Source organism: Cellulomonas sp. plas2 (genome assembly GCF_057221735.1).
Genome location: NZ_CM170155.1, coordinates 3,129,158 through 3,147,115, shown reverse-complemented (window position 1 = coordinate 3,147,115; position 17,958 = coordinate 3,129,158). Strand labels below are relative to the sequence as shown.

Below are 17,958 nucleotides of genomic sequence, written 5' to 3'. Positions count from 1 at the left end.
GGGCCGCGCGAGGAGGGGCGCGGCCCGGCGGGTCAGGCGCGGTCGTGAACGGTGACCGCGTAGCCGTCGGGATCGGCGAACGTGAAGGTCCGCCCGAAGGGTCCGTCGACCGGCGGGGCGAGGACCTCGACGCCCGCGGCGACGAGCGCGTCGTGCAGGCCCTGCGCGTCGTCGGCGTGCAGCCACAGCGCCACGCCGAGGCCGGGGCGCGGACCGGCGTCGAGGTCGACCCCCGGCAGCGGGTGGCGCACGGCGAAGGCGATCGGCGACGTGGCGAACACGACCGCGTGCGGCGGGCTGACGGGAGCGCGGCGCAGGCCCAGGTGCTGCTCGTAGAAGGCGGCCGACGCCTCGACGTCGCGCACCTGCAGGGCGAGGAAGTCGGGTCCGGTGACGGTGGGCATGGTGGTCTCCCTGTCGATCGGGGCGTAGTGTGTGTCAGGAAACTGACATTAAGACGGTATGTCAGACTCCGGACATGTCGCAACCCCGCGTGCAGCTCGACACGTCGGTCGGGTACGCCCTCAAGCAGGCGGCCGCCGCCCTGCGTGCCGCGATGGACGCGGCCCTGCGCCCGCTCGACCTGTCGGTGTCGCAGTACTCCTGCCTCGAGCTGCTCGGGCAACGGCCCGGCCTGTCGGCCTCGGACCTGGCCCGCGGCACGTTCCTCACCCGCCAGTCGATGCAGACCCTGCTGGCGGGCCTCGTCGAGCGCGGGCTGCTCGAACGAGCCGCCACCGCGCCGGAGGGGCGCGCCCTGCCGACCCGGCTGACCGAGGAGGGTGCCCGGCTCTTGACCGAGGCGAGTGCGGTCGTCGCCACCGTGGAGGGCGCCATGGTCGCTGCTCTGACGCCCGCCGGACGGCACCGCCTGCACGACGACCTCGTCGGGCTCGCGACGGCGCTCGCGGGACGCCCGTCCTGACGCGGGGAGAACGTCGCGTGAACGCTCGGCGAGGAGGCGCTGCCCGAGGTCGGTGGGCACCACCGGGCGGGCACACTCGCCGCGTGCCCTCGATCAGCCGCCGTCTGCCCCGGCCCCTCGCCCTCGCCGTCGTCGCGATCGCGGCGCTGCCGCTGATGACCGGGTGCGTGCGGGACATCCCCACCGCGGACAAGGTCGCGGAAGCCTGTGCGCTCGCGGCCGACGACTCCTGGGACGGCGTGCCCGCGCTCGACGAGGAGGTGCTGGCCGCCCGCGCGGAGCAGGTGCGCACCGCCGCGGACCTCGCGGCACGAGCGGCGGCCGACGACGACCAGCACACCGACCTCGCCGCGGCTCTGGCCGAGGAGACCCGCGCGTGGGAGGACGCCGCCGGCCAGGACGCCGCGCCGGACCCGGGAGCAGCCGAGACGCTGCACGACCGGGTGGTCCAGCTCTGCGACGCCGGTACCGCGGGCTGACGTCGCGCGGGTCCCGTCGACGTCACAGCACGGCCCTGCGCTGGCTCGCGTCCCCGGCGGTCGTGGTGCTCGAGGCGGCCCTGCGCACCGGGCTCGAGGACCGCGCCCTGCAGGGCGTCCCGTCGGCGCCGGCGTCGTCGGGCTGGTTGCGGCGAGCGGAGCCGCTCGCCGAGCCGGTGGGGGACGTCGTCGTCGCCGACGTGGTGATCAGGGGCGGCGTGCAGAGGCCGCGGCGCGGGGCGGTCGACGGCGTCGGGGGTGGCTGAGCACGAGCCCGCCGCTGAGCCGATGCGGTGAACGAGCCCCAGGACTCTGGCCAGGCACGGTGCCGGCGGTCGAGCATGGTGACGGCCCCTGCCTCCCGACGGACCCTCGCCCGAGTACGGGACGGGCCCGGTCCCCGGGTCACGGGCGCCGGGAGGCGCCGACGAGAGGACTCCCATGACCATCGACGCCGCCGGTGTCCGCGCCGCCCGTTTCGCCGCGACGAAGTTCCGCGAGGGCTACGACCAGGACGAGGTCGACGAGCTCCTGGACCGTGCCGCCGCCGCGCTGGACGTGGTCGCCGCCGGCGGGGTGCCGGACCTGACCGCCGACGAGGTGCTGAGCGCGAAGTTCCAGGCGACGAAGTTCCGCGAGGGATACGACCAGGACGAGGTCGACGACTTCCTCGACCGGGTCGTCGCGGCCCTGCGGGTCGTCGACGGCCACGTGTCCGATGAGGAGGCCCCGGCGCCCCTCGTCGCGGCGCAGCTGCGGGTGGAGCTCGCGCGGCTGCGGCCCCGACGTATGCGCCCGGGCTACGCGCCCGACGAGGTGACCGACCTGCTGGAGAAGGCCGCCTTCGCCCTGGAGTCGCAGACGCGCGGGTTCCGGCCCTCGCCGACCGCCGACGAGCTCGCGGCTGCCGGCACGCGGTTCACCGTGACGCCGTGGTGGGCGCCGGGCCTCGACCGGACCACCGTCGACGGCCTGGTCGAGCGAGCTGCGCAGGCCCTGCGCCCATCGGCACCGACGGCGCCGTAGCCACGGACGCGCCGGCTCGGGGTCCGCGTCGACAGGTCGCTGCCCGGTCTGCGCGGCTCAGCGACGCCGGGCGGTCAGCGTGAAGGTGGCCGGGAGGCGCTCGGGGCGGTCACGGAGGCGGTACTCGCCCGACGCCTCGTCGAGGGTCATGAGGCCGGGGAGGGCGTCCCACGGCGCGCTGTCGTGCTCGACGAGCGACGTCAGCTCCAGGCCCGCGCCGAGGACGGCGGTCACGATCTCGCCCAGCCCGTGGTTCCACTCCATCGACCGCGGCTGCTCGACGTGGTCGGTGCCGGCGTAGCTGTGCTCGTCGGACCAGACGAGGGGCTCCGCCTGCTCGAAGTAGGGCAGCTCGAGCGCGGGCGTCGGCGTGCCCGGGCCGCTGATCCACGGCTGCTGGGCGCGGTCGGGGTGCTCGTCGCCCACGGTCAGACCCACGGTCGACAGGAGGACGGGGTGGCCGTCGCGGATGAAGAGCCGGCCCCCCGGCCGCAGCAGGGCGGCCACGGTCCGGGCCCAGCGCTCGATGCTCGGCAGCCAGCACAGCGCGCCGATGCCGGTGTAGACGAGGTCGAACTGCCGCCCCCCCAACGCCTCGGGCGCCGCGTAGACGTCGGACTGCACGTAGGCGATGTCGGCGCCGGCGCGACGGGCGAGCGCGCGTGCCTCGTCGAGGGAGCCGCCGGACAGGTCAACCCCGGTCATGCGTGCGCCGAGGCGGGCGAGGCTGAGCGTGTCGGTGCCGAGGTGGCACTGCAGGTGCACGCCGTCCAGGCCGGCCACGTCCCCGAGGCGCGGGAGGTCGAAGGTGACGACGTCCGACAGCGCCGTCGGGTCGCCCAGCAGCCGATCGATGCCGTAGCCGCGGACGTGGACCCGGGCGCGGGCGTCCCAGTTGGTGCGGTTGACGTCGAGGTAGTCGGGAGCCGTGTCGCTCATGGCGGACATCCTGCCCGCGCTGCCGCCGTCCCCGGTGCCGGCCGTGCCGCTGCTCCGCAGGGTGCTCGCGCCGGTAGCCATCGGGGCCGTGACGTGGCTGCGGCGGCTGACGGTGACGCACGCCCTCGAGCGGACCAGCTCCGCGATGCTCATGGCCTTCGAGCTGCGACGGTCGTGAAGGCCCGCTGATCGCTTCGCCCGACGGTGCCGCCTCGTCCCGGGGCGGGTGAGATGTCGGTTTCACCCTCGTCCGGGTCACCCGTTCGTGTCACGGCTGGCTAGCCTCGCCGGTGGGGGCAGCGTCGACGACGAGGCCGATGACCTGCGGGGGGACACCATGAACGTGCTCAGGACTGCGCTGACCGTCGGGGCCACGGCGGCGCTGCTCGTGTCGGCCGCGGTGGCGCCGGCGGTGGCCGGGCCGAAGGCGCCCGGGCCCAAGGCGACCGGGGTCCAGACCGGCTTCCACAGCGGCAAGCCGATCAAGGGCCTCGAGCAGCGGCTCGACGAGTGGGGGATCCCCGAGGGCGTGCTCTCCGTGCAGGTCGTCTGCCCGAAGGGCACCACCGAGCAGTACGCGGTGCGTGCCAGGGCTGCTCGGTACGACAACTACGGCCGCTACGCCGACAACCCGGGTCAGCCGGTCACGTGCACCGGGCGCCCACAGGTGGTGCAGGTCGACGTGTGGGGCGACTACTGGGGCAACCCCTGCCGCATGCTGCCCGGCATCTACCCGGCGGAGGCCCAGCTGGTGCGCGTCCTGCCCGACGGCGAGCGGTGGGAGAACTGGCAGGTGCTGGCCTCGACGAGGACGGCGCTGCCGATCGACACCGCGGGGCCGGGACTGGCCTGCGACGAGATGGGGTGATCGGATGGGCGGCGTGACGCCTCTCGATGTCGCCTGGCAGGACCCGCGCGAGCAGGTCGAGGTGACCGTGCTGCTGGCCAACGGCCGGCTCGCGCCGCGGTCCTTCGTCTCCCGTGCCGAGGCGGAGGCGTGGGCGCGGCCCGACGAGGGCGAGCAGGTCGTCGAGATCAACGCCACCTGCGCCTGCGACCGCGGACGGCCGCGCGCCGGCCGCCGGGGGCGGCGGGTCAGCCGGCGGCGGCGCCCGGTCGTGTCGCCCTGCCGTCGAGCCACAGCTCCGTGCTCTCGTCGCGGTGGGCGCCGGACGTCCCGACGTGGGTGTCCGGGATGGTCGCGCCCTGGGACAGCACGCGCCAGAACGCCATCGCGTGGCCGCGCCCGAGGCCGTAGTCGTCCTTGAACCACGCGACGACGTCGGCGGCCTTCGTCGTCGGCTGGTCGAAGCCCTTGCCGGCCGCGACGGCGAGCAGCGCGCGCGGCGTCATGCCGGTGCGGTCCTCGATGGTGTCGAGGTAGGCCTGGAACGACATGGTGCTCCTCGGGGTCGCGGGCGGTGCTCGTCGGGCCCGCCGATCCTGGCAGGTGCCGTTGGTCGGTTGCGAGGACCGGTGCCTGCACCCTGTCGCCTGGCCGGCCGCACGGGCACGCTTGCCGTCATGGACGCTCGCGAGGATCGACGCCCCCGACCGGTCGCCCCGCGCGGGCGCGTGCTGCGGACGGTCCTGGGAGCCGCGCTGCTGCTCGTCGCGGGGGTCACCTCGGCGCCCGCGGCGGCGGCCGCAGGCCCGGACATGCCGCCGGGCCCGGGCTCGGTCACCGGGGTGCTGCAGTACGAGTCCGGGCAGCCGCTGCCCGGGAAGGCCGTCGGGCTGGTCTGGGAGTGCGAGCCCCTGGACGCCTGCGGTGCGGTGACGGTCACCACCGATCTCACCGGTCGGTTCACCGTGCCGGACCTCCCGCTCGGCCGGTACACCCTCAGCTCCGTCTTCGGCTTCTGGGACGACGTCTCGAGGGACGTCTTCGACGCGCGTCGCCTCGAGCTCACGCCGGACGCCCCGGTGCTCGACCTCGGCGCGTGGTCGGTGCCCTTCATCGGCGAGATGAGCGGCACCGTGCGCGACCCGCTGGGTGGACCTGTGCCCGACGTGCCGATGTGGACCTCGTGCGGCCTCATCCATGGCAGCACCGACGAGACGGGCGCGTTCTGGCTGCCGGGCGGCCTGCCCGAGCAGGGGGTGGCCGACTGCGAGCTGTACCTCTCCACGGCGCCGATGACGACCACCTGGCCCTTCACGCTGGAGGACGACGGCCTGATCGTCGTGGACCCGACCCTCGACGCGGTACGGCTGGCCGGCACCCTGTACGCGTCCGACGGCGGGCGCTACACGGCGGGGGACGCCTACGTCGACGTGCTGGCGGCCGACGGGCAGCGCCTGTTCGACCTCGCGGTCGGTCCGGACGGTTCGTGGCGGAGCCCGCTCGTCGTCCCGGGGACGTACCGGCTGGCCTTCTTCCGTTCCTCCCCCGGCCTGCAGCGCGAGGAGCTGACGGTGTACGGCGGCGGGACGAGCGTGGCGACGGCGTCCGACGTGGTGGTCGCCGCCGGCGGCCCGTACCGCACGATCGACGCGCTGGACGCACGCGTGGGGGCGGCGGTCGGGGAGCCGGCCGTGGTCCCCGCGCCGCCGCCCACCCCGACGCCGGTACCGGACGCGAGCCCGACGACGCCGCCCGCGGCTCCGGTCGCGCCCGCCCCTGCGGCGGTGAGCGCGCCCACGCGGCCGTCGTCGGCGGCCGTCGTCGTCGCCCGCCCTGCGCGGACCGAGCTCGCCGACAGCGGGACGACCGCCGGCGGCGGCGTGCTGCTGGCCCTGGCGCTGCTGGCGTTCGGCGTCGTCCTGCGCCGGGTCGCGCGCCGCGGCGACTGGTCGTCGAGCTGACGGCCGTCGGCACAGCGCTCCCGACGACGAGCCGCCCGTCCGGAGCTCGCGACCGGGGCTCCGACCGGCGGTGACGCGCCAGGCGCGACATGCTGGGGGCGTCCGAGCTGTCACCGGCCGAAGGAGACCGCCGTGCCCGACCTGACCGCCCTCGTCGAGAGCCACCTCCAGTCCGCGCGCGCCTCGACGCACCGGCGCAGCACGGAGCTCGTCGTGCACGACGGCGTCCTGCGGCAGACCGTCATCGCGCTGGCCGCCGGCGCCGAGCTGGGGGAGCACAACGCGCCGCCCGCCGCGTCCGTGCAGGTGCTGCACGGCCGCGTGCGCGTCACCGGGCAGGGCGACGAGGAGCTCGCGCAGGGGCGGCTCGTCACGCTCGCGCACGAGCGGCACGCGGTCGTCGCCCTGGAGGACGCCGTCTTCCTGCTCACGACTGTCACGAGCGTCGACGACCGTGACGGCGGTCCGGGGGAGACGCGGGGTCTGTCGGCCTGAGGGGCGCCGGCGTCAGCGCGGCGCGGGGTCGCGCAGGACGCCGTGCGGCCCGACGAAGTGCCGGCCGGCGCCGAGGTGGTCGACGAGCAGGTGCTCCAGCCGCGTGCGCGGGACGAACTCCGGGCCGAGCACCTCCTCCGGGCTGCGCTGCACGGTGAAGCGCGTGACGGACCGGTCCTCGGCGGTGAAGCCCGCCGCGTCGACGGGGGCGTCGTCGGGCACCGGCTCGGCGTCGAAGCGGGCGGCGAAGCGGACGATGTTGCTCGTCGGGCCGAGGGCGGTGAACGTCGGGTCGAGGAGCCAGGACGTGACGACGAACCGCTCGTCGCCCAGGAGGTCCCTCGCCCACGCCAGCGAGCGGTCGACCTCCGCCGGCAGCAGCGGCCCGGTCTGCGGGACGTGCACCGGGCGCTCGCCGTCGACGGCCACCCGCTCGACCTGCAGCCGGCCGAGCGCGACGACGTCGGCGCGTAGCAGCCCGAGGAGCCAGTAGGGCGGCACGTCGTCGTCGTGCACCGCGACCTTGCGGCCCACGTCGGACAGCGTCGCGCGCGCCACGCCGGACGGCAGGCCGAGCGAGCCGAACCGCTCGAGCGCGTCCGGCACGAGCGCGACGAGCGCCGGCACCAGCGTGCGGGCCGGCGGGAGCCCGGCCGGGTCCGGCGGGCCGTCGGTGGTGAGGGCATCGCCCAGCCGCTCGACGAGCGCGGGGTCGGCCGGCGCGGTCGCCCAGGGGACGCCGGCGACGCCCAGCACCGCCGCCCCGTCCGTCGCGGGCCCGTCCTCGGTGACGTCGCTGCTCATGGGCGCGACCCTCTCATGCCGCCGGATGGCCGTCGGGGCAGACTGCTCCCGCACGGGCGCACCTGCCCGACGACGAGCCGGGAGGCAGCACGATGACGACACCCCACCCCGGCGGTCCGGGCTGGCTGCGACCGCTGGGCACCACGGGCGTCCAGGTCTCCGCGGTGACGGCCGAGGGCGCCGTGCTGTGCACGGCGCCCTCACCTGCGAGTTGACACGTGCGGCATCGGTAAGGTTAGCCTCACCTCGCCTGGACGACGACCACGGGTGAGCGCTTCCCCGGCAGGTTCGCGTCCCGACCCGTCGCGCCCGCACGGCGCCCCGAGAAGGAGCACGCATGCCCCGCCGCACCTCGTCCCTGACCCTCGGCGCCGTCGCCGGCACCCTCGCGCTGGCCCTCGCCGGCTGCTCGAGCAGCGCCGCTCCGGCGGCCGGGGGGACGACGAGCGCCACCGCGAGCACGGTCCAGGTCGAGGACAACACGGGGACGCAGACGGTCACCGTGCCGCCGTCGCGGGTGGTCGCCACCGACAACCGGCTCTTCGAGACCCTCGCGGACTGGGGCGTCGAGCTCGCCGCGGCCCCGGTCGACCTCATCCCGACGACGATCGCGTACCGCACCGACGCGTCCGTGGTGAACCTCGGGACCCACAACGAGCCGGACCTCGAGGCGGTCGTCGCCGCGCAGCCCGACCTCGTCCTCAACGGTCAGCGCTTCCAGCAGTACGGCGCCGACCTGGCGACGCTGGTGCCCGACGCGGCGATCGTCGACACCACACCCCGCGACGGCGAGCCCCTCGACGCCGAGCTCAAGCGCCAGGTCGAGGTGCTCGGTCAGATTTTCGACCGCGAGGACGACGCGCAGGCGCTCGTCGACGAGTTCGACGCCGCGGTGGCCCGCGTGAAGGCCGCCTACGACCCCGCGACGACCGTCATGTCGGTCATCACCTCCGGCGGCGAGATCAACTACGCCGCCCCGGGGTCCGGCCGCACGCTCGGCCCGGTCTACGACATCCTCGGCCTGACGCCCGCGATCGAGGCCGACGGCAGCACCGACCACGAGGGCGACGACATCTCCGTCGAGGCCATCGCCGCCTCCGACCCCGGGCTGATCCTCGTCATGGACCGCGACGCGGCGACGAGCGCGAGCACGGAGGGCGGGTACGTCCCGGCCGACGAGCTGCTCGCCGGCTCGGCCGCCCTGCAGGGCGTCACGGCCGTCCGCGAGGGCCGGATCGTGTACATGCCGCAGGACACCTACACGAACGAGGGCATCCAGACCTACACCGAGTTCTTCGAGTCGGTCGCGGACGCCCTCGAGCAGGCGTGACGTCGGTGGCCCTCGCCGGCTCGGCGTCGACGGGTGCGACGACCGGCGCGACGACCGGCGGCCCGACCGGCGCGACGACCGGCGGGAACGTGTCCCGCCGGTCGTCCCGGTCGCGCCTGGTGACCGTGCCGTTCGTCGCGGCCGTCGTCGGCACGGCCGCGCTCGTCGTCGCCTCCCTGTTCGTCGGGGTCTACGACGTGCTGAGGGCCGACGACGGCTGGCGCATGTTCCTCGTGACGCGGGTCCCGCGGACGGTCACGCTCGTGCTGGCCGGCGCCGTCATGGCGATGTCGGGGCTCGTCATGCAGCAGCTCACGCAGAACCGCTTCGTCGAGCCGACGACGACGGGCACCACCGAGTGGGCCGGGCTCGGGATGCTCGCGGTGATGGTCGTCGCCCCGGGGGCGCCGCTGCTGCTGAAGATGGTCGCAGCCGTGCTCGCGGCCTTCGTCGGGACGCTCGTGTTCTTCGCGTTCCTGCAGCGCGTGGCGCTGCGTTCGTCGGTGGTGGTGCCGATCGTGGGGCTCATGCTCGGCGCCGTCGTCGGGGCGGTCTCCACCTACGTCGCCCTGTCGACGAACCTGCTGCAGAGCATGGGCGCGTGGTTCCTCGGCTCCTTCACCTCGGTGATCCAGGGCCAGTACGAGCCGATCTGGGCCGTGGTCGTCGTGGTCGTCGCCGTGGCGGTCGCCGCCGACCGCTTCACCGTCGCCGGTCTCGGGCGCGACGTGTCGACGGGTCTCGGCCTCGACCACCGCCGTGTGGTCCTGCTCGGCACGGTCCTCATCGCGGCGGCGACCGGCATCGTCACCGTCGTCGTCGGGAACCTGCCGTACCTGGGGCTGGTCGTGCCGAACGTCGTGTCGATGGCCCGCGGCGACGACCTGCGGTCGAACCTGCCCTGGGTCGCCGTGGTCGGCGTCGCGCTCGTGACGGCGGCCGACCTGCTCGGGCGCGTCGTCGTCATGCCGTTCGAGATCCCCGTCGCGACGATCCTGTCGGTCGTGGGCGGCGTCGTGTTCCTCGCCCTCCTGCTCCGGCAGCGCCGTCGTGGCTGAGGCGCTGCGCCCGGCACGCCCGCCCGTCGGCGTATCCGGGGCCGACGAGCGTCGCTCCGGCGCGCTGCCGACGACCCGGGACCGCCGCCGCTACGTCGTGCTCGTCGGCGCGCTGGCGGTCGCCGCCGTGCTCGTCGCCGCCGCGATGGTCGGCTGGGACAACCCGATGCCGGTCGGCAGCGAGGGCTTCTGGCGCATCGCCGAGCTGCGGGTGACGAGCCTCGTCGTCGTCGTGGTCGTGGCCTTCTGCCAGGCCCTGGGGACCGTGGCGTTCCAGACCGTGACGGCCAACCGCATCCTCACGCCGTCGATCATGGGCTTCGAGGCGCTGTACCGGCTGGTGCAGACCGCGGCGGTGTCCGTCCTCGGCGTGGCCGGGCTGGCGCTGGTGCAGGGCGTCGGGCAGTACGTGCTGCAGGTGGTGCTCATGGTCGCCTTCGCCGGGCTTCTCTACGGCTGGCTGTTCACGGGGCGGCTGGCGAACCTGCACGTCATGCTGCTCGTCGGCATCGTCCTGGGAGGCGGGATGGGCGCCCTGGCGTCCTACCTGCAGCGGCTGCTGAGCCCGACGGAGTTCGACCTGCTGACGGCCCGGCTCATCGGGTCCGTGGCGAACGCCGACGCCACGTACCTCGGCGTCGCCGTGCCCCTGGCGGCTGCCGCCGGCGGGGTGCTGTGGTGGCGGGCGCGCGACCTCGACGTCCTCGCGCTCGGGCGGGACGTGGCCGTGGGCCTCGGGGTCGACCACCGGCGGCGCAGCCTCGTGGTGCTGCTGCTCGTGTCGGTGCTCATGGCGGTGTCGACGTCCCTCGTCGGGCCCATGACCTTCTTCGGCTTCCTCACCGCGATGATCGCCTACCAGGTCACCGGCACGTACGGGCACCGGCAGGTGCTGCCCGTCGCGTGGCTGGTCGGCGTCGTCGTGCTCGGCGGTGCGTACGTCGTGCTCAAGCACGTCTTCTACGCGGCCGGGTCCGTCGGCGTCCTCGTCGAGATCGTCGGCGGCACGTTCTTCCTCGTCCACCTGCTGCGCAAGGGGCGCCTGTGATCACCCTCTCCTCGGTCACCAAGCGGTACGCCTCCGACGTCGCGATCGGTCCGGTCGACCTCGAGGTCCCGGCCGGCGGCATCACCGCGCTGATCGGGCCCAACGGCGCGGGCAAGTCGACGCTGCTGACCATCGTCGGGCGGCTGCTCGGCATGGACGCGGGCGCGGTGGAGATCGCCGGCCTCGACGTGGCGCGCACGCGCTCGGCCGACCTCGCCCGCGTCGTCGCGGTCCTGCGTCAGGAGAACCACCTCGTCACGCGGCTGACCGTCCGCCAGCTCGTCGGGTTCGGCCGTTTCCCCCACTCGCGCGGCCGGCTGACGGCGCACGACGAGGAGGTGGTCAGCCGGTCGGTCGACTTCCTCGACCTCGGCGCGCTCGAGGGCCGCTACCTCGACGAGCTGTCCGGCGGCCAGCGCCAGCGCGCCTACGTGGCGATGGTCCTGGCGCAGGACACGGAGGTCGTCCTGCTCGACGAGCCCCTCAACAACCTCGACATGGCGCACTCGGTGCAGATGATGCAGCTCCTGCGCCGCATGACGACCGAGCTCGGCCGCACGGTCGTCGTCGTCCTGCACGACGTGAACTTCGCGGGGCACTACGCCGACCACGTCGTCGCGCTCAAGGACGGCCTCGTCCGGTACACCGGGGCGCCGGCGGAGGTCATCCGGGCCGAGGTCCTCACCGACGTCTTCGACACCCCGGTCGACGTGGTCGACGGCCCCCGCGGCCGCCTCGCCGTCTACTACTGAACGGCCGCGGCACCGACGGGACGACCGTCACGCACATCCTCATCGAAGACCGCCCACCGCTGCGTCGAACGGCTCGCGCGTCCTGCGCGGGCGCCGAGCGGGGTGGCGGACGCTACGCCGAGGTACCGCCCGACGTCCCCGGCCGTCGGCGTGTCGCGGCATCTCGACAGAGTCGTGCACGGCTCCGGCGTTCGCCCCACCCCGTGCCTGGCGACGGCACGAGAGCGGCTCGCGCACGCGACACCCCGTCGAGATGCCACGACACGCCGCGCGCAGCCGCCGGGACAGGCATCTCGGCGTAATCCGGAGCACGAGGCCTGACGCCTGGCGCCGGCGGCGACCACGGCCCGACCCGGCTCGGTGCTGGGTGTCCCGCCCGGCCCGCGGGACGGGCGCTCCTCAGGACAGGACGCGTGCGAGCCAGCGGTGACGGGTGTCCCGCCCGGGCCGCCGGACGGGGGCTCCTCAGGACAGGACGCGTGCGAGCCAGCGGAGGCGGGCCCGGCGGGCGTCCCGGGAGACGGCCGCGTCCGGGACGAGCGCGTCGAAGCCGTGGAAGCCGCCCGGCCAGACGTGCAGCTCCGCCCGGCCGCCGGCCAGCCAGAGGCGCTCGGCGTAGGCGACGACCTCGTCGCGGAAGGTCTCCGCGGAGCCGACGTCGAGGAAGGCCGGCGGCAGCCCCGTGAGGTCGGTCGCGCGTGCCGGGGCGGCGTGGGCCGGGACGTCCTCGCCGCCGTACCGGTCGCCGAGGTAGGCCCGCCACGCGGTCGCGTTGGCGTCGGCGTCCCAGGCCCCGGCGCCGCGCATCTGCTCGGCGGAGGGCGAGCCGTCACGGTCGTCGAGCATGGGGCACACGAGGAGCTGGCCGAGCAGCGGCGGGCCGCCGCGGTCCCGGGCCAGGAGGGCGGTCGCGGCGGCCAGGCCGCCGCCGGCGCTGATGCCCCCCACGACGAGCCTCGTCGGGTCGAGGCCCAGTCCCGGCGCCGCGCCGGCCAGCCACACCAGACCGGCGTACGCGTCCTCGACCGCCGCCGGGAACGGGTGCTCCGGCGCGAGGCGGTAGTCGACCGAGGCCACGGCGCACCCGGCGCCGGCGCCGAGTTGCGCGGCGACGGCGAGGTCGTCGTAGGCGGAGCCGGTGACCAGGCCGCCCCCGTGCAGGTGGTACAGGCAGGGCGCGGCCGTCGGGGCGTCGACGGGCCGCAGCAGCACGAGCCGCACGTCCGGTCCGCGAGCGGCCCCGGGCACCACGTGCACGCTGCTCGTCCAGGTCCCGTCCTCGAGCAGCGGCGCGAGCGCGTCCGCCGTGGCCGAGCGCCGCCGCAGCCCGGGGATCTCCTCGGCCGTCAGCGTCGTGACGACCTCGTCCCGCCGGGCGAGCAGGACCGCCTCGAGCTCGGGGTCGAACGGGGGCCGCGGCAGCCGGGAGAGCCCGGCGGGCGCGGTCATCCCTTGACCGAGCCCTGCAGCAGCGCCGTGACGAACCGCCGCTGGAAGGCGAGGAAGATCAGCAGCGTCGGCGTGAGGATGAGCAGCGAGCCGGCGCACAGCAGCGGGATGTCGGTGCCCCACTGGCCCTGGAACGCGCCGAGCGCGCCGGCCATCGTGCGTTGCGACGGGTCGTCGACGAGCACCACGGCCAGCAGGAACTGGTTCCAGGTCCACAGGAACAGCAGGATCGCCAGCGACGACAGGGCCGGCGTCGACAGCGGGACGTGGATGCGCCAGAAGAGCTGCCAGGTGGTGGCGCCGTCGATGCGCGCCGCCTCGGAGATGTCCGGGGGCACGTTGACGAAGTGCGCCCGCATCCAGAAGACCGCGAACGGCATGAAGAGCCCGAGCAGCGGCAGGATGATGGCCCACCGGGTGTTGAGCAGCCCCAGGTCCCGCATCTGGTAGTAGAGCGGGATGATGATGCCCTCGAAGGGCAGGGTCAGGCCGAGGACGAACGCGATGAAGATGACGCGACCGCCCGGCGCCCGCAGGTGCCCGAGCGCGAAGCCCGCCAGCGTGGCGATGAGCAGGGCCAGCGGGACGACGCCGAGCTCGATGAGCACGCTGGAGACCAGCAGCCGGCCCATGTCGGCGGCCTCGAAGGCCCGCGCGAAGTTCGACCACTGCGGGCTCTCGGGCCACTCCAGCCCGCTCGGGTAGGTGCCCGCCGGGTGCAGGGCGGTGACGAAGAGGCTGACGAACGGCATGACGGTGACGGCCATGAGGACGACGAGCAGCAGGCGCCCGGTCCACAGCTCCCGCTGCGACACGATCATCGGTCACGCTCCCGGTTGACCCACTGCAGCGGCAGCACGACGAGCAGCACCAGCACCACCAGCGCCACCGCCAGGGCGGACGCCATGCCGATCTCGCGCTCGAAGAAGGCGAGGTAGTAGATCTCCAGGCCCGGCACGAGCGTGCTGTTGCCGGGTCCGCCCTGCGTCGCGATGTAGACGATGTCGAAGCTGGCCAGCGCGGCGATGATCGTCACCGTCAGGCACACGACGAGCTCCTGCCGCAGGCTCGGCAGCGTGATGGAGAAGAACTCCCGCACGGGTCCGGCGCCGTCGATGCGTGCCGCCTCGTAGAGGGACACGTCGATCTTCGTCATGCCCGCGAGCAGCAGCAGCATGCACAGGCCGAAGAGCACCCACGCGCCGATGACGCCGACGGCGGGCAGCGCGGTGCCGAAGTCGCCCAGCCAGGCGCGGGTCACCCCGTCGAGCCCGACGAGGCGCAGTGCCTGGTTGACGAGGCCGTTCGTGGACAGCTGCCAGCTCCACATGATGCCCGCGGCCACCAGCGGGATGATCTGCGGCAGGAACAGGACCGTGCGCGCGACCACCGCGAGCCGGCTCGTCGCGAACCCGCGGATCATGTTCGCGGTCAGCAGCCCGAGCGCCACCGGTACGAAGCTGAAGAACACGATGAGCTGGAAGGCGTTGACGATGGGGCCCGCGAGCTCGGGATCGGTGACGAGCGCGGTGTAGTTGCGCAGCCCGACCCAGGTCGAGGCCGTGACGCCGTCCCACTCGTAGAACGAGTACTGGACCGTGTACGCCAGGGGGCGCAGCACGAAGAGGACGTAGGCCAGTGCCGCCGGTGCCACGAGCGCCAGGGCCACCCCGCCCTCGCGCAGGCGCCGCGCCCGGCGGGCGCGGCGCCTGTCCTCGAGGGGGAGGGCGGCCGCGGAGGACCGCTCGCGGCGGCCGGCGGGGACGGGCCCCGTGAGCCGCTGTGCCACCTGCGTCAGCCGCCGATCTCCGCGGCGTAGTCGGCCTGCACCGACTCCAGGAGACCGGCGGCGTCCTGCTCGCCGGCGACCATCCTCTGCAGGTTGGGCGTCCAGCTCTTGGCGTAGATCGAGCCGGTGGCGTTGGCGATGAAGTCCATGGCGCCGTCCTGCTCGCCGATCTCCGCGCCGGCGGCCAGGGTCTGCGCCGTGACGGTGTCCGGGTCCACCTCGGGCATGAACGCGTCGGCCGGACCCATCGGGTGCGAGCCGCCCGTCTCGACGGCGATCGTGCGGGCCTCCTCGTTCGTCGCGACCCAGTCGAGGAAGAACGCGGCGCAGTCGGGGTTGGCCGCCCGCGCCGAGATGCCGAAGGTCAGCGGCGCCGACATGGCGCCGACCGTGCCGCCCTCCTCGAGCGGGGGCATGAGGAAGAAGCCGACGTTGCCGGGCATCTGCTGGTCGAGGTTCCCGGACTCCCAGTCGCCGTCGAAGATGAAGACGCTCTCGCCGCCGATGAACCGGCTCATCATCGTGGCGTAGTCCATCGAGTTGATGTCCTCGGCGAAGTAGCCGGCGTCGATCCAGCGCTGCAGGTGCTCGGCCGCCTCGAGGTTCTCGGGGGTGTCGATCGTGGCGTCCGGCTGCTGGTAGATCCAGTCGTTGATCGCCGCGGGGTCGCCGTAGGACGCCATGAGCGCCTGCAGCGGGAAGGCCAGGCCGCCCGTGGCGCCGCCGTTGAACTGAGCGACGGGAGTGAGGCCGGCGTCCTTCGCCGCCTGGAGGTACCCGTCGAGCTCGGCCAGCGTCGCCGGGGGCTCGGTCATGCCGGCCTGCGCCGCGAGCTCCTTGTTGTAGAACACGCCCGTCATGGAGAAGTTGAGGCCCATGGCGTACAGCGGGCCGTCGCCGCGGCGGCCCTCGTCGTCGACCCGCATCTGCTCGAGCTGCGAGGCCGGCCACTGGTCCCAGCCGAAGGCCTCGGCGTAGGGGTCCAGGTCGAGGAGCAGGCCGTCGCTGGCGAGCTCCGAGACCTGCGGCAGGCGCATGAGGTCCGGCGGGTCGTCCGCCAGGACGCGCGGCGCGTTTTGGGTGAGCACCGCGAACTGGTCCTCGCGGATGTCGAACGAGACGTTCGGGAACTGCGCGCTGAACTCGTCGGTGAGCTCCTTGGCGAGCGGGAACCCGGTCTCGAAGTAGCCCGAGAGGGTGACGGGCTCCTCGCCGCAGCTCGGCGGTCCGTCGGTGCTGCCGCCGCTGCCTGCGGCGGTGGAGGCGTCGTCCGCGGCGGGCTCGGGGGCGTCGCTGCCCGGGCTGCTGCAGGCCGTGACGGCGGTCAGGGCGCCCGCCAGGAGCGTCGCCGTGAGCGCGGCGCGCCGTGCGGATCCACGAGGTCGAGACACCAGCGTCTCCTCTTCTTCGGGCGCGGCCACCCGCCGTGTCAAGCGCTCCGCGGCTGCCGGCGACGACGCCGGTTAGCCTTCGCCCGACAGGAGGACACCCGTGGGACGCAGGAGAGTCACCCTTGCCGACGTGGCCCGCGAGGCCGGTGTCTCGTCGACCACCGCCTCGCTCGTCCTGTCCGGTCGCGGGGTGGAGCTGCGGATCTCCGACGTCGTGCAGGAGCGGGTCCGGGAGGTCTCCGAGCGCCTGGGCTGGCGGCCGAACATCGTCTCCGTCGGGCTGCGCCGCGGGTCGAGCCGGACGCTGGGCTTCATCTCCGACACCGTGGCCACCTCCCAGCTCGCGGGCGACCTCATCAAGGGCGCGCTCGAGGCGGCGCACGAACGCGGCTACATGCTCTTCATCGGGGAATCCGAGGGCGACCCGCAGCTCGAGGCCGAGCTCACGGACGCGCTGCTCGACCGTCAGGTGGACGGCATCGTCCTCGGCTCGATGTTCACGCTCGACCGGGCGCTGCCCGCCGCCCTCGAGCACGTGCCCACGGTCCTGCTCAACGCGCTGCCGCTGCCCGCCGGCGCGTCCGTCACGCCGTCCCCCGTCCCGTCCCCCGTCCCGTCCCCCGTCCCGTCCGTCGTGCCCGACGAGCTCGAGGCCGGCCGCGCCGCCGCCCGGCTGCTGCTCGACGCCGGCCACCGGTCCATCCACATCGTCGGCGCGGGCGCGCACCCGGGCCAGACGCCCCCGGGCACGGTCGCGGGGCGCGAGCGGCTCGTCGGCATCCTGGAGGTGCTCGCGGCCGCGGGCGTCGAGCCGGTCAGCGGGCACCTGTGCACGGAGTGGCTGCCGCCGGACGGCTACCGCGCGGTGAGCCGGCTGCTCGCCGAGCACGGGCCCGGGCAGGCGCTCATCACGTTCAACGATCGCCTGGCCTTCGGTGCGTACCAGGCCGTGCAGGAGGCGGGCCTGTCGGTGCCGGAGGACGTGTCGATCGTGTCCTTCGACGACCACCCCCTCGCCGGCTGGCTGCGGCCCGGGCTCACGACCTTCGCCATCCCGCACGAGGCCCTCGGCCGCCGCGCGGTGGAGCTGCTCCTGGCGACGATCGACGGCCAGCCCGCCGTTCCTGCGCCCGCCACCGAGCACCGGTTGCCGATGCCGCTGCGGGAACGCCACTCGGTCGCGAGAGCCGGGCGGGAGGGACAGCGGTAGCCGCTCCTGGTCGAACGGCTGTGATGACGGTGTCGACGCTCGCTCGCCGGACGGCGGCGGAGGCAGCGGGCGGGGCGACAGGGTCTGCTCGCCCTCGCCCGACGGACGCCTCGTCCGTCGTGTGTCTCCTCCGCCGGGGCCGCCGACGCTACGGCGAGATACAACCAGAGCCGTCCGGCGATCGGCGTGTCCTGGTACCTCGACGGGGGCCGTCGAGCGGCACGACGGCCCCCGCGCGGGGCGACGGCACCAGCAGCGGCCCGTCAGCGCGCCCGGCAGCGGTCGTCGTTCCTGTCGCCGTGCCGTGTGCCGCTGCCGGCCCGTCGAGATGCCACGACACGTCGTCCAGGGCCGCCCGGGCGCGGTATCTCGGCGTAGCGCGCGCACGCGACCTCTGTGCGCCGGACCAGGGGGCGAGGGCAGGAGGGAGGCGAGGGACGACGGAGGAGGGAGGC

General features: G+C 74.5%; 20 protein-coding genes and 2 pseudogenes. 14 read left to right on the top strand and 8 right to left on the bottom strand.

Annotation, left to right across the window (positions count from 1 at the left end):
• Nucleotides 1-32: 32 nt before the first annotated feature.
• Nucleotides 33-404: a VOC family protein gene (locus AC2TDM_RS14000; RefSeq protein WP_484635036.1), complete on the bottom strand. Its 372-nt coding sequence runs from the start codon at nucleotides 402-404 to the stop codon at nucleotides 33-35.
• Between the two features lie 74 nt (nucleotides 405-478).
• Here AC2TDM_RS14000 and AC2TDM_RS13995 point away from each other — a divergent pair, with 74 nt between their 5' ends.
• The 5 genes and pseudogenes from AC2TDM_RS13995 to AC2TDM_RS13975 form a co-directional block, all read left to right on the top strand.
• The gene (locus AC2TDM_RS13995) at nucleotides 479-925 is read left to right on the top strand and encodes a MarR family winged helix-turn-helix transcriptional regulator (protein ID WP_484635035.1); all 447 of its coding nucleotides are present in this window, start codon (nucleotides 479-481) and stop codon (nucleotides 923-925) included.
• Nucleotides 926-1,008: 83 nt separating this feature from the next.
• Nucleotides 1,009-1,404 (top strand): hypothetical protein, encoded by a 396-nt coding sequence (locus AC2TDM_RS13990; RefSeq protein WP_090031633.1) that lies wholly within the window; start codon nucleotides 1,009-1,011, stop codon nucleotides 1,402-1,404.
• Nucleotides 1,405-1,466: 62 nt separating this feature from the next.
• Nucleotides 1,467-1,670: a hypothetical protein gene (locus AC2TDM_RS13985; RefSeq protein WP_090031632.1), complete on the top strand. Its 204-nt coding sequence runs from the start codon at nucleotides 1,467-1,469 to the stop codon at nucleotides 1,668-1,670.
• A gap of 175 nt (nucleotides 1,671-1,845) precedes the next feature.
• Nucleotides 1,846-1,947, top strand: a pseudogene (locus AC2TDM_RS13980) (DivIVA domain-containing protein); the annotation flags it as partial.
• A 33-nt stretch (nucleotides 1,948-1,980) separates the two neighbouring features.
• Nucleotides 1,981-2,100: pseudogene (locus AC2TDM_RS13975) on the top strand (DivIVA domain-containing protein); the annotation flags it as partial.
• A 387-nt stretch (nucleotides 2,101-2,487) separates the two neighbouring features.
• Here AC2TDM_RS13975 and AC2TDM_RS13970 read toward each other — a convergent pair.
• Nucleotides 2,488-3,369 carry a class I SAM-dependent methyltransferase gene (locus tag AC2TDM_RS13970; RefSeq protein ID WP_484635034.1) on the bottom strand — a complete coding sequence of 294 codons (882 nt, stop codon included), beginning with the start codon at nucleotides 3,367-3,369 and terminating at the stop codon, nucleotides 2,488-2,490.
• On the opposite strand from AC2TDM_RS13970, the gene AC2TDM_RS13965 reads away from it, so the two are divergent.
• Nucleotides 3,359-3,547, top strand: coding sequence for a hypothetical protein (locus AC2TDM_RS13965; RefSeq protein ID WP_484635033.1), 189 nt, complete (start codon nucleotides 3,359-3,361; stop codon nucleotides 3,545-3,547). The two genes, AC2TDM_RS13970 and AC2TDM_RS13965, sit on opposite strands and share 11 nt — an antisense overlap.
• 159 nt (nucleotides 3,548-3,706) lie before the next feature.
• On the top strand, nucleotides 3,707-4,237 hold the full coding sequence (locus AC2TDM_RS13960) for a hypothetical protein (protein ID WP_090031625.1): 531 nt from the start codon (nucleotides 3,707-3,709) through the stop codon (nucleotides 4,235-4,237).
• A 227-nt stretch (nucleotides 4,238-4,464) separates the two neighbouring features.
• Here the strand turns inward: AC2TDM_RS13960 and AC2TDM_RS13955 are convergent, their stop codons facing one another.
• Complete coding sequence (locus AC2TDM_RS13955) at nucleotides 4,465-4,767, bottom strand: DUF4287 domain-containing protein (RefSeq protein WP_090031622.1); 303 nt, start codon at nucleotides 4,765-4,767, stop codon at nucleotides 4,465-4,467.
• Nucleotides 4,768-4,893: 126 nt separating this feature from the next.
• On the opposite strand from AC2TDM_RS13955, the gene AC2TDM_RS13950 reads away from it, so the two are divergent.
• Both AC2TDM_RS13950 and AC2TDM_RS13945 read left to right on the top strand, forming a co-directional pair.
• The gene (locus AC2TDM_RS13950) at nucleotides 4,894-6,177 is read left to right on the top strand and encodes a hypothetical protein (protein WP_484635032.1); all 1,284 of its coding nucleotides are present in this window, start codon (nucleotides 4,894-4,896) and stop codon (nucleotides 6,175-6,177) included.
• Nucleotides 6,178-6,309: 132 nt separating this feature from the next.
• Nucleotides 6,310-6,672, top strand: a complete 363-nt coding sequence (locus tag AC2TDM_RS13945; RefSeq protein WP_090031619.1) for a cupin domain-containing protein — start codon at nucleotides 6,310-6,312, stop codon at nucleotides 6,670-6,672.
• Between the two features lie 12 nt (nucleotides 6,673-6,684).
• Here the strand turns inward: AC2TDM_RS13945 and AC2TDM_RS13940 are convergent, their stop codons facing one another.
• The gene (locus AC2TDM_RS13940; RefSeq protein WP_484635031.1) at nucleotides 6,685-7,476 is read right to left on the bottom strand and encodes an acyltransferase domain-containing protein; all 792 of its coding nucleotides are present in this window, start codon (nucleotides 7,474-7,476) and stop codon (nucleotides 6,685-6,687) included.
• A gap of 337 nt (nucleotides 7,477-7,813) precedes the next feature.
• On the opposite strand from AC2TDM_RS13940, the gene AC2TDM_RS13935 reads away from it, so the two are divergent.
• The 4 genes from AC2TDM_RS13935 to AC2TDM_RS13920 all read left to right on the top strand — a co-directional run bounded on the left by AC2TDM_RS13935 (nucleotide 7,814) and on the right by AC2TDM_RS13920 (nucleotide 11,664).
• Nucleotides 7,814-8,806 carry a siderophore ABC transporter substrate-binding protein gene (locus AC2TDM_RS13935; RefSeq protein ID WP_484635030.1) on the top strand — a complete coding sequence of 331 codons (993 nt, stop codon included), beginning with the start codon at nucleotides 7,814-7,816 and terminating at the stop codon, nucleotides 8,804-8,806.
• A gap of 116 nt (nucleotides 8,807-8,922) precedes the next feature.
• Nucleotides 8,923-9,864, top strand: a complete 942-nt coding sequence (locus AC2TDM_RS13930) for an ABC transporter permease (protein ID WP_484636465.1) — start codon at nucleotides 8,923-8,925, stop codon at nucleotides 9,862-9,864.
• On the top strand, nucleotides 9,857-10,912 hold the full coding sequence (locus tag AC2TDM_RS13925) for an iron chelate uptake ABC transporter family permease subunit (protein WP_484635029.1): 1,056 nt from the start codon (nucleotides 9,857-9,859) through the stop codon (nucleotides 10,910-10,912). Before AC2TDM_RS13930 ends, AC2TDM_RS13925 begins: the two co-directional genes overlap by 8 nt.
• Nucleotides 10,909-11,664 (top strand): iron ABC transporter ATP-binding protein, encoded by a 756-nt coding sequence (locus AC2TDM_RS13920; protein ID WP_484635028.1) that lies wholly within the window; start codon nucleotides 10,909-10,911, stop codon nucleotides 11,662-11,664. Before AC2TDM_RS13925 ends, AC2TDM_RS13920 begins: the two co-directional genes overlap by 4 nt.
• 465 nt (nucleotides 11,665-12,129) lie before the next feature.
• Here AC2TDM_RS13920 and AC2TDM_RS13915 read toward each other — a convergent pair whose 3' ends face one another.
• From AC2TDM_RS13915 to AC2TDM_RS13900, 4 genes are read right to left on the bottom strand one after another with little or no spacing between them, the layout of a single operon-like run.
• Complete coding sequence (locus AC2TDM_RS13915) at nucleotides 12,130-13,113, bottom strand: alpha/beta hydrolase (RefSeq protein ID WP_484635027.1); 984 nt, start codon at nucleotides 13,111-13,113, stop codon at nucleotides 12,130-12,132.
• Entirely contained in the window at nucleotides 13,110-13,934 is an 825-nt protein-coding gene (locus AC2TDM_RS13910; RefSeq protein WP_484635026.1) for a carbohydrate ABC transporter permease, read from the bottom strand. The genes AC2TDM_RS13915 and AC2TDM_RS13910 overlap by 4 nt, the downstream gene beginning before the upstream one ends.
• A complete protein-coding gene (locus AC2TDM_RS13905) occupies nucleotides 13,931-14,902 on the bottom strand; it encodes a carbohydrate ABC transporter permease (protein ID WP_090031613.1) in 972 nt (323 codons plus the stop codon). The genes AC2TDM_RS13910 and AC2TDM_RS13905 overlap by 4 nt, the downstream gene beginning before the upstream one ends.
• A gap of 5 nt (nucleotides 14,903-14,907) precedes the next feature.
• Entirely contained in the window at nucleotides 14,908-16,293 is a 1,386-nt protein-coding gene (locus tag AC2TDM_RS13900) for an ABC transporter substrate-binding protein (protein WP_484635025.1), read from the bottom strand.
• Nucleotides 16,294-16,393: 100 nt separating this feature from the next.
• Between AC2TDM_RS13900 and AC2TDM_RS13895 the strand changes: the two genes are divergently transcribed.
• Nucleotides 16,394-17,503 (top strand): LacI family DNA-binding transcriptional regulator, encoded by a 1,110-nt coding sequence (locus tag AC2TDM_RS13895; protein ID WP_484635024.1) that lies wholly within the window; start codon nucleotides 16,394-16,396, stop codon nucleotides 17,501-17,503.
• Nucleotides 17,504-17,958 lie beyond the last annotated feature (455 nt).

Bases quoted from the DNA above. Each gene is read 5' to 3' on its own strand.
- AC2TDM_RS14000 (WP_484635036.1), bottom strand. From the start codon at position 404: ATGCCCACCGTCACCGGACCCGACTTCCTCGCCCTGCAGGTGCGCGAC.
- AC2TDM_RS13995 (WP_484635035.1), top strand. From the start codon at position 479: ATGTCGCAACCCCGCGTGCAGCTCGACACGTCGGTCGGGTACGCCCTC.
- AC2TDM_RS13970 (WP_484635034.1), bottom strand. From the start codon at position 3,369: ATGAGCGACACGGCTCCCGACTACCTCGACGTCAACCGCACCAACTGG.
- AC2TDM_RS13960 (WP_090031625.1), top strand. From the start codon at position 3,707: ATGAACGTGCTCAGGACTGCGCTGACCGTCGGGGCCACGGCGGCGCTG.
- AC2TDM_RS13955 (WP_090031622.1), bottom strand. From the start codon at position 4,767: ATGTCGTTCCAGGCCTACCTCGACACCATCGAGGACCGCACCGGCATG.
- AC2TDM_RS13950 (WP_484635032.1), top strand. From the start codon at position 4,894: ATGGACGCTCGCGAGGATCGACGCCCCCGACCGGTCGCCCCGCGCGGG.
- AC2TDM_RS13940 (WP_484635031.1), bottom strand. From the start codon at position 7,476: ATGAGCAGCGACGTCACCGAGGACGGGCCCGCGACGGACGGGGCGGCG.
- AC2TDM_RS13935 (WP_484635030.1), top strand. From the start codon at position 7,814: ATGCCCCGCCGCACCTCGTCCCTGACCCTCGGCGCCGTCGCCGGCACC.
- AC2TDM_RS13915 (WP_484635027.1), bottom strand. From the start codon at position 13,113: ATGACCGCGCCCGCCGGGCTCTCCCGGCTGCCGCGGCCCCCGTTCGAC.
- AC2TDM_RS13910 (WP_484635026.1), bottom strand. From the start codon at position 13,934: ATGATCGTGTCGCAGCGGGAGCTGTGGACCGGGCGCCTGCTGCTCGTC.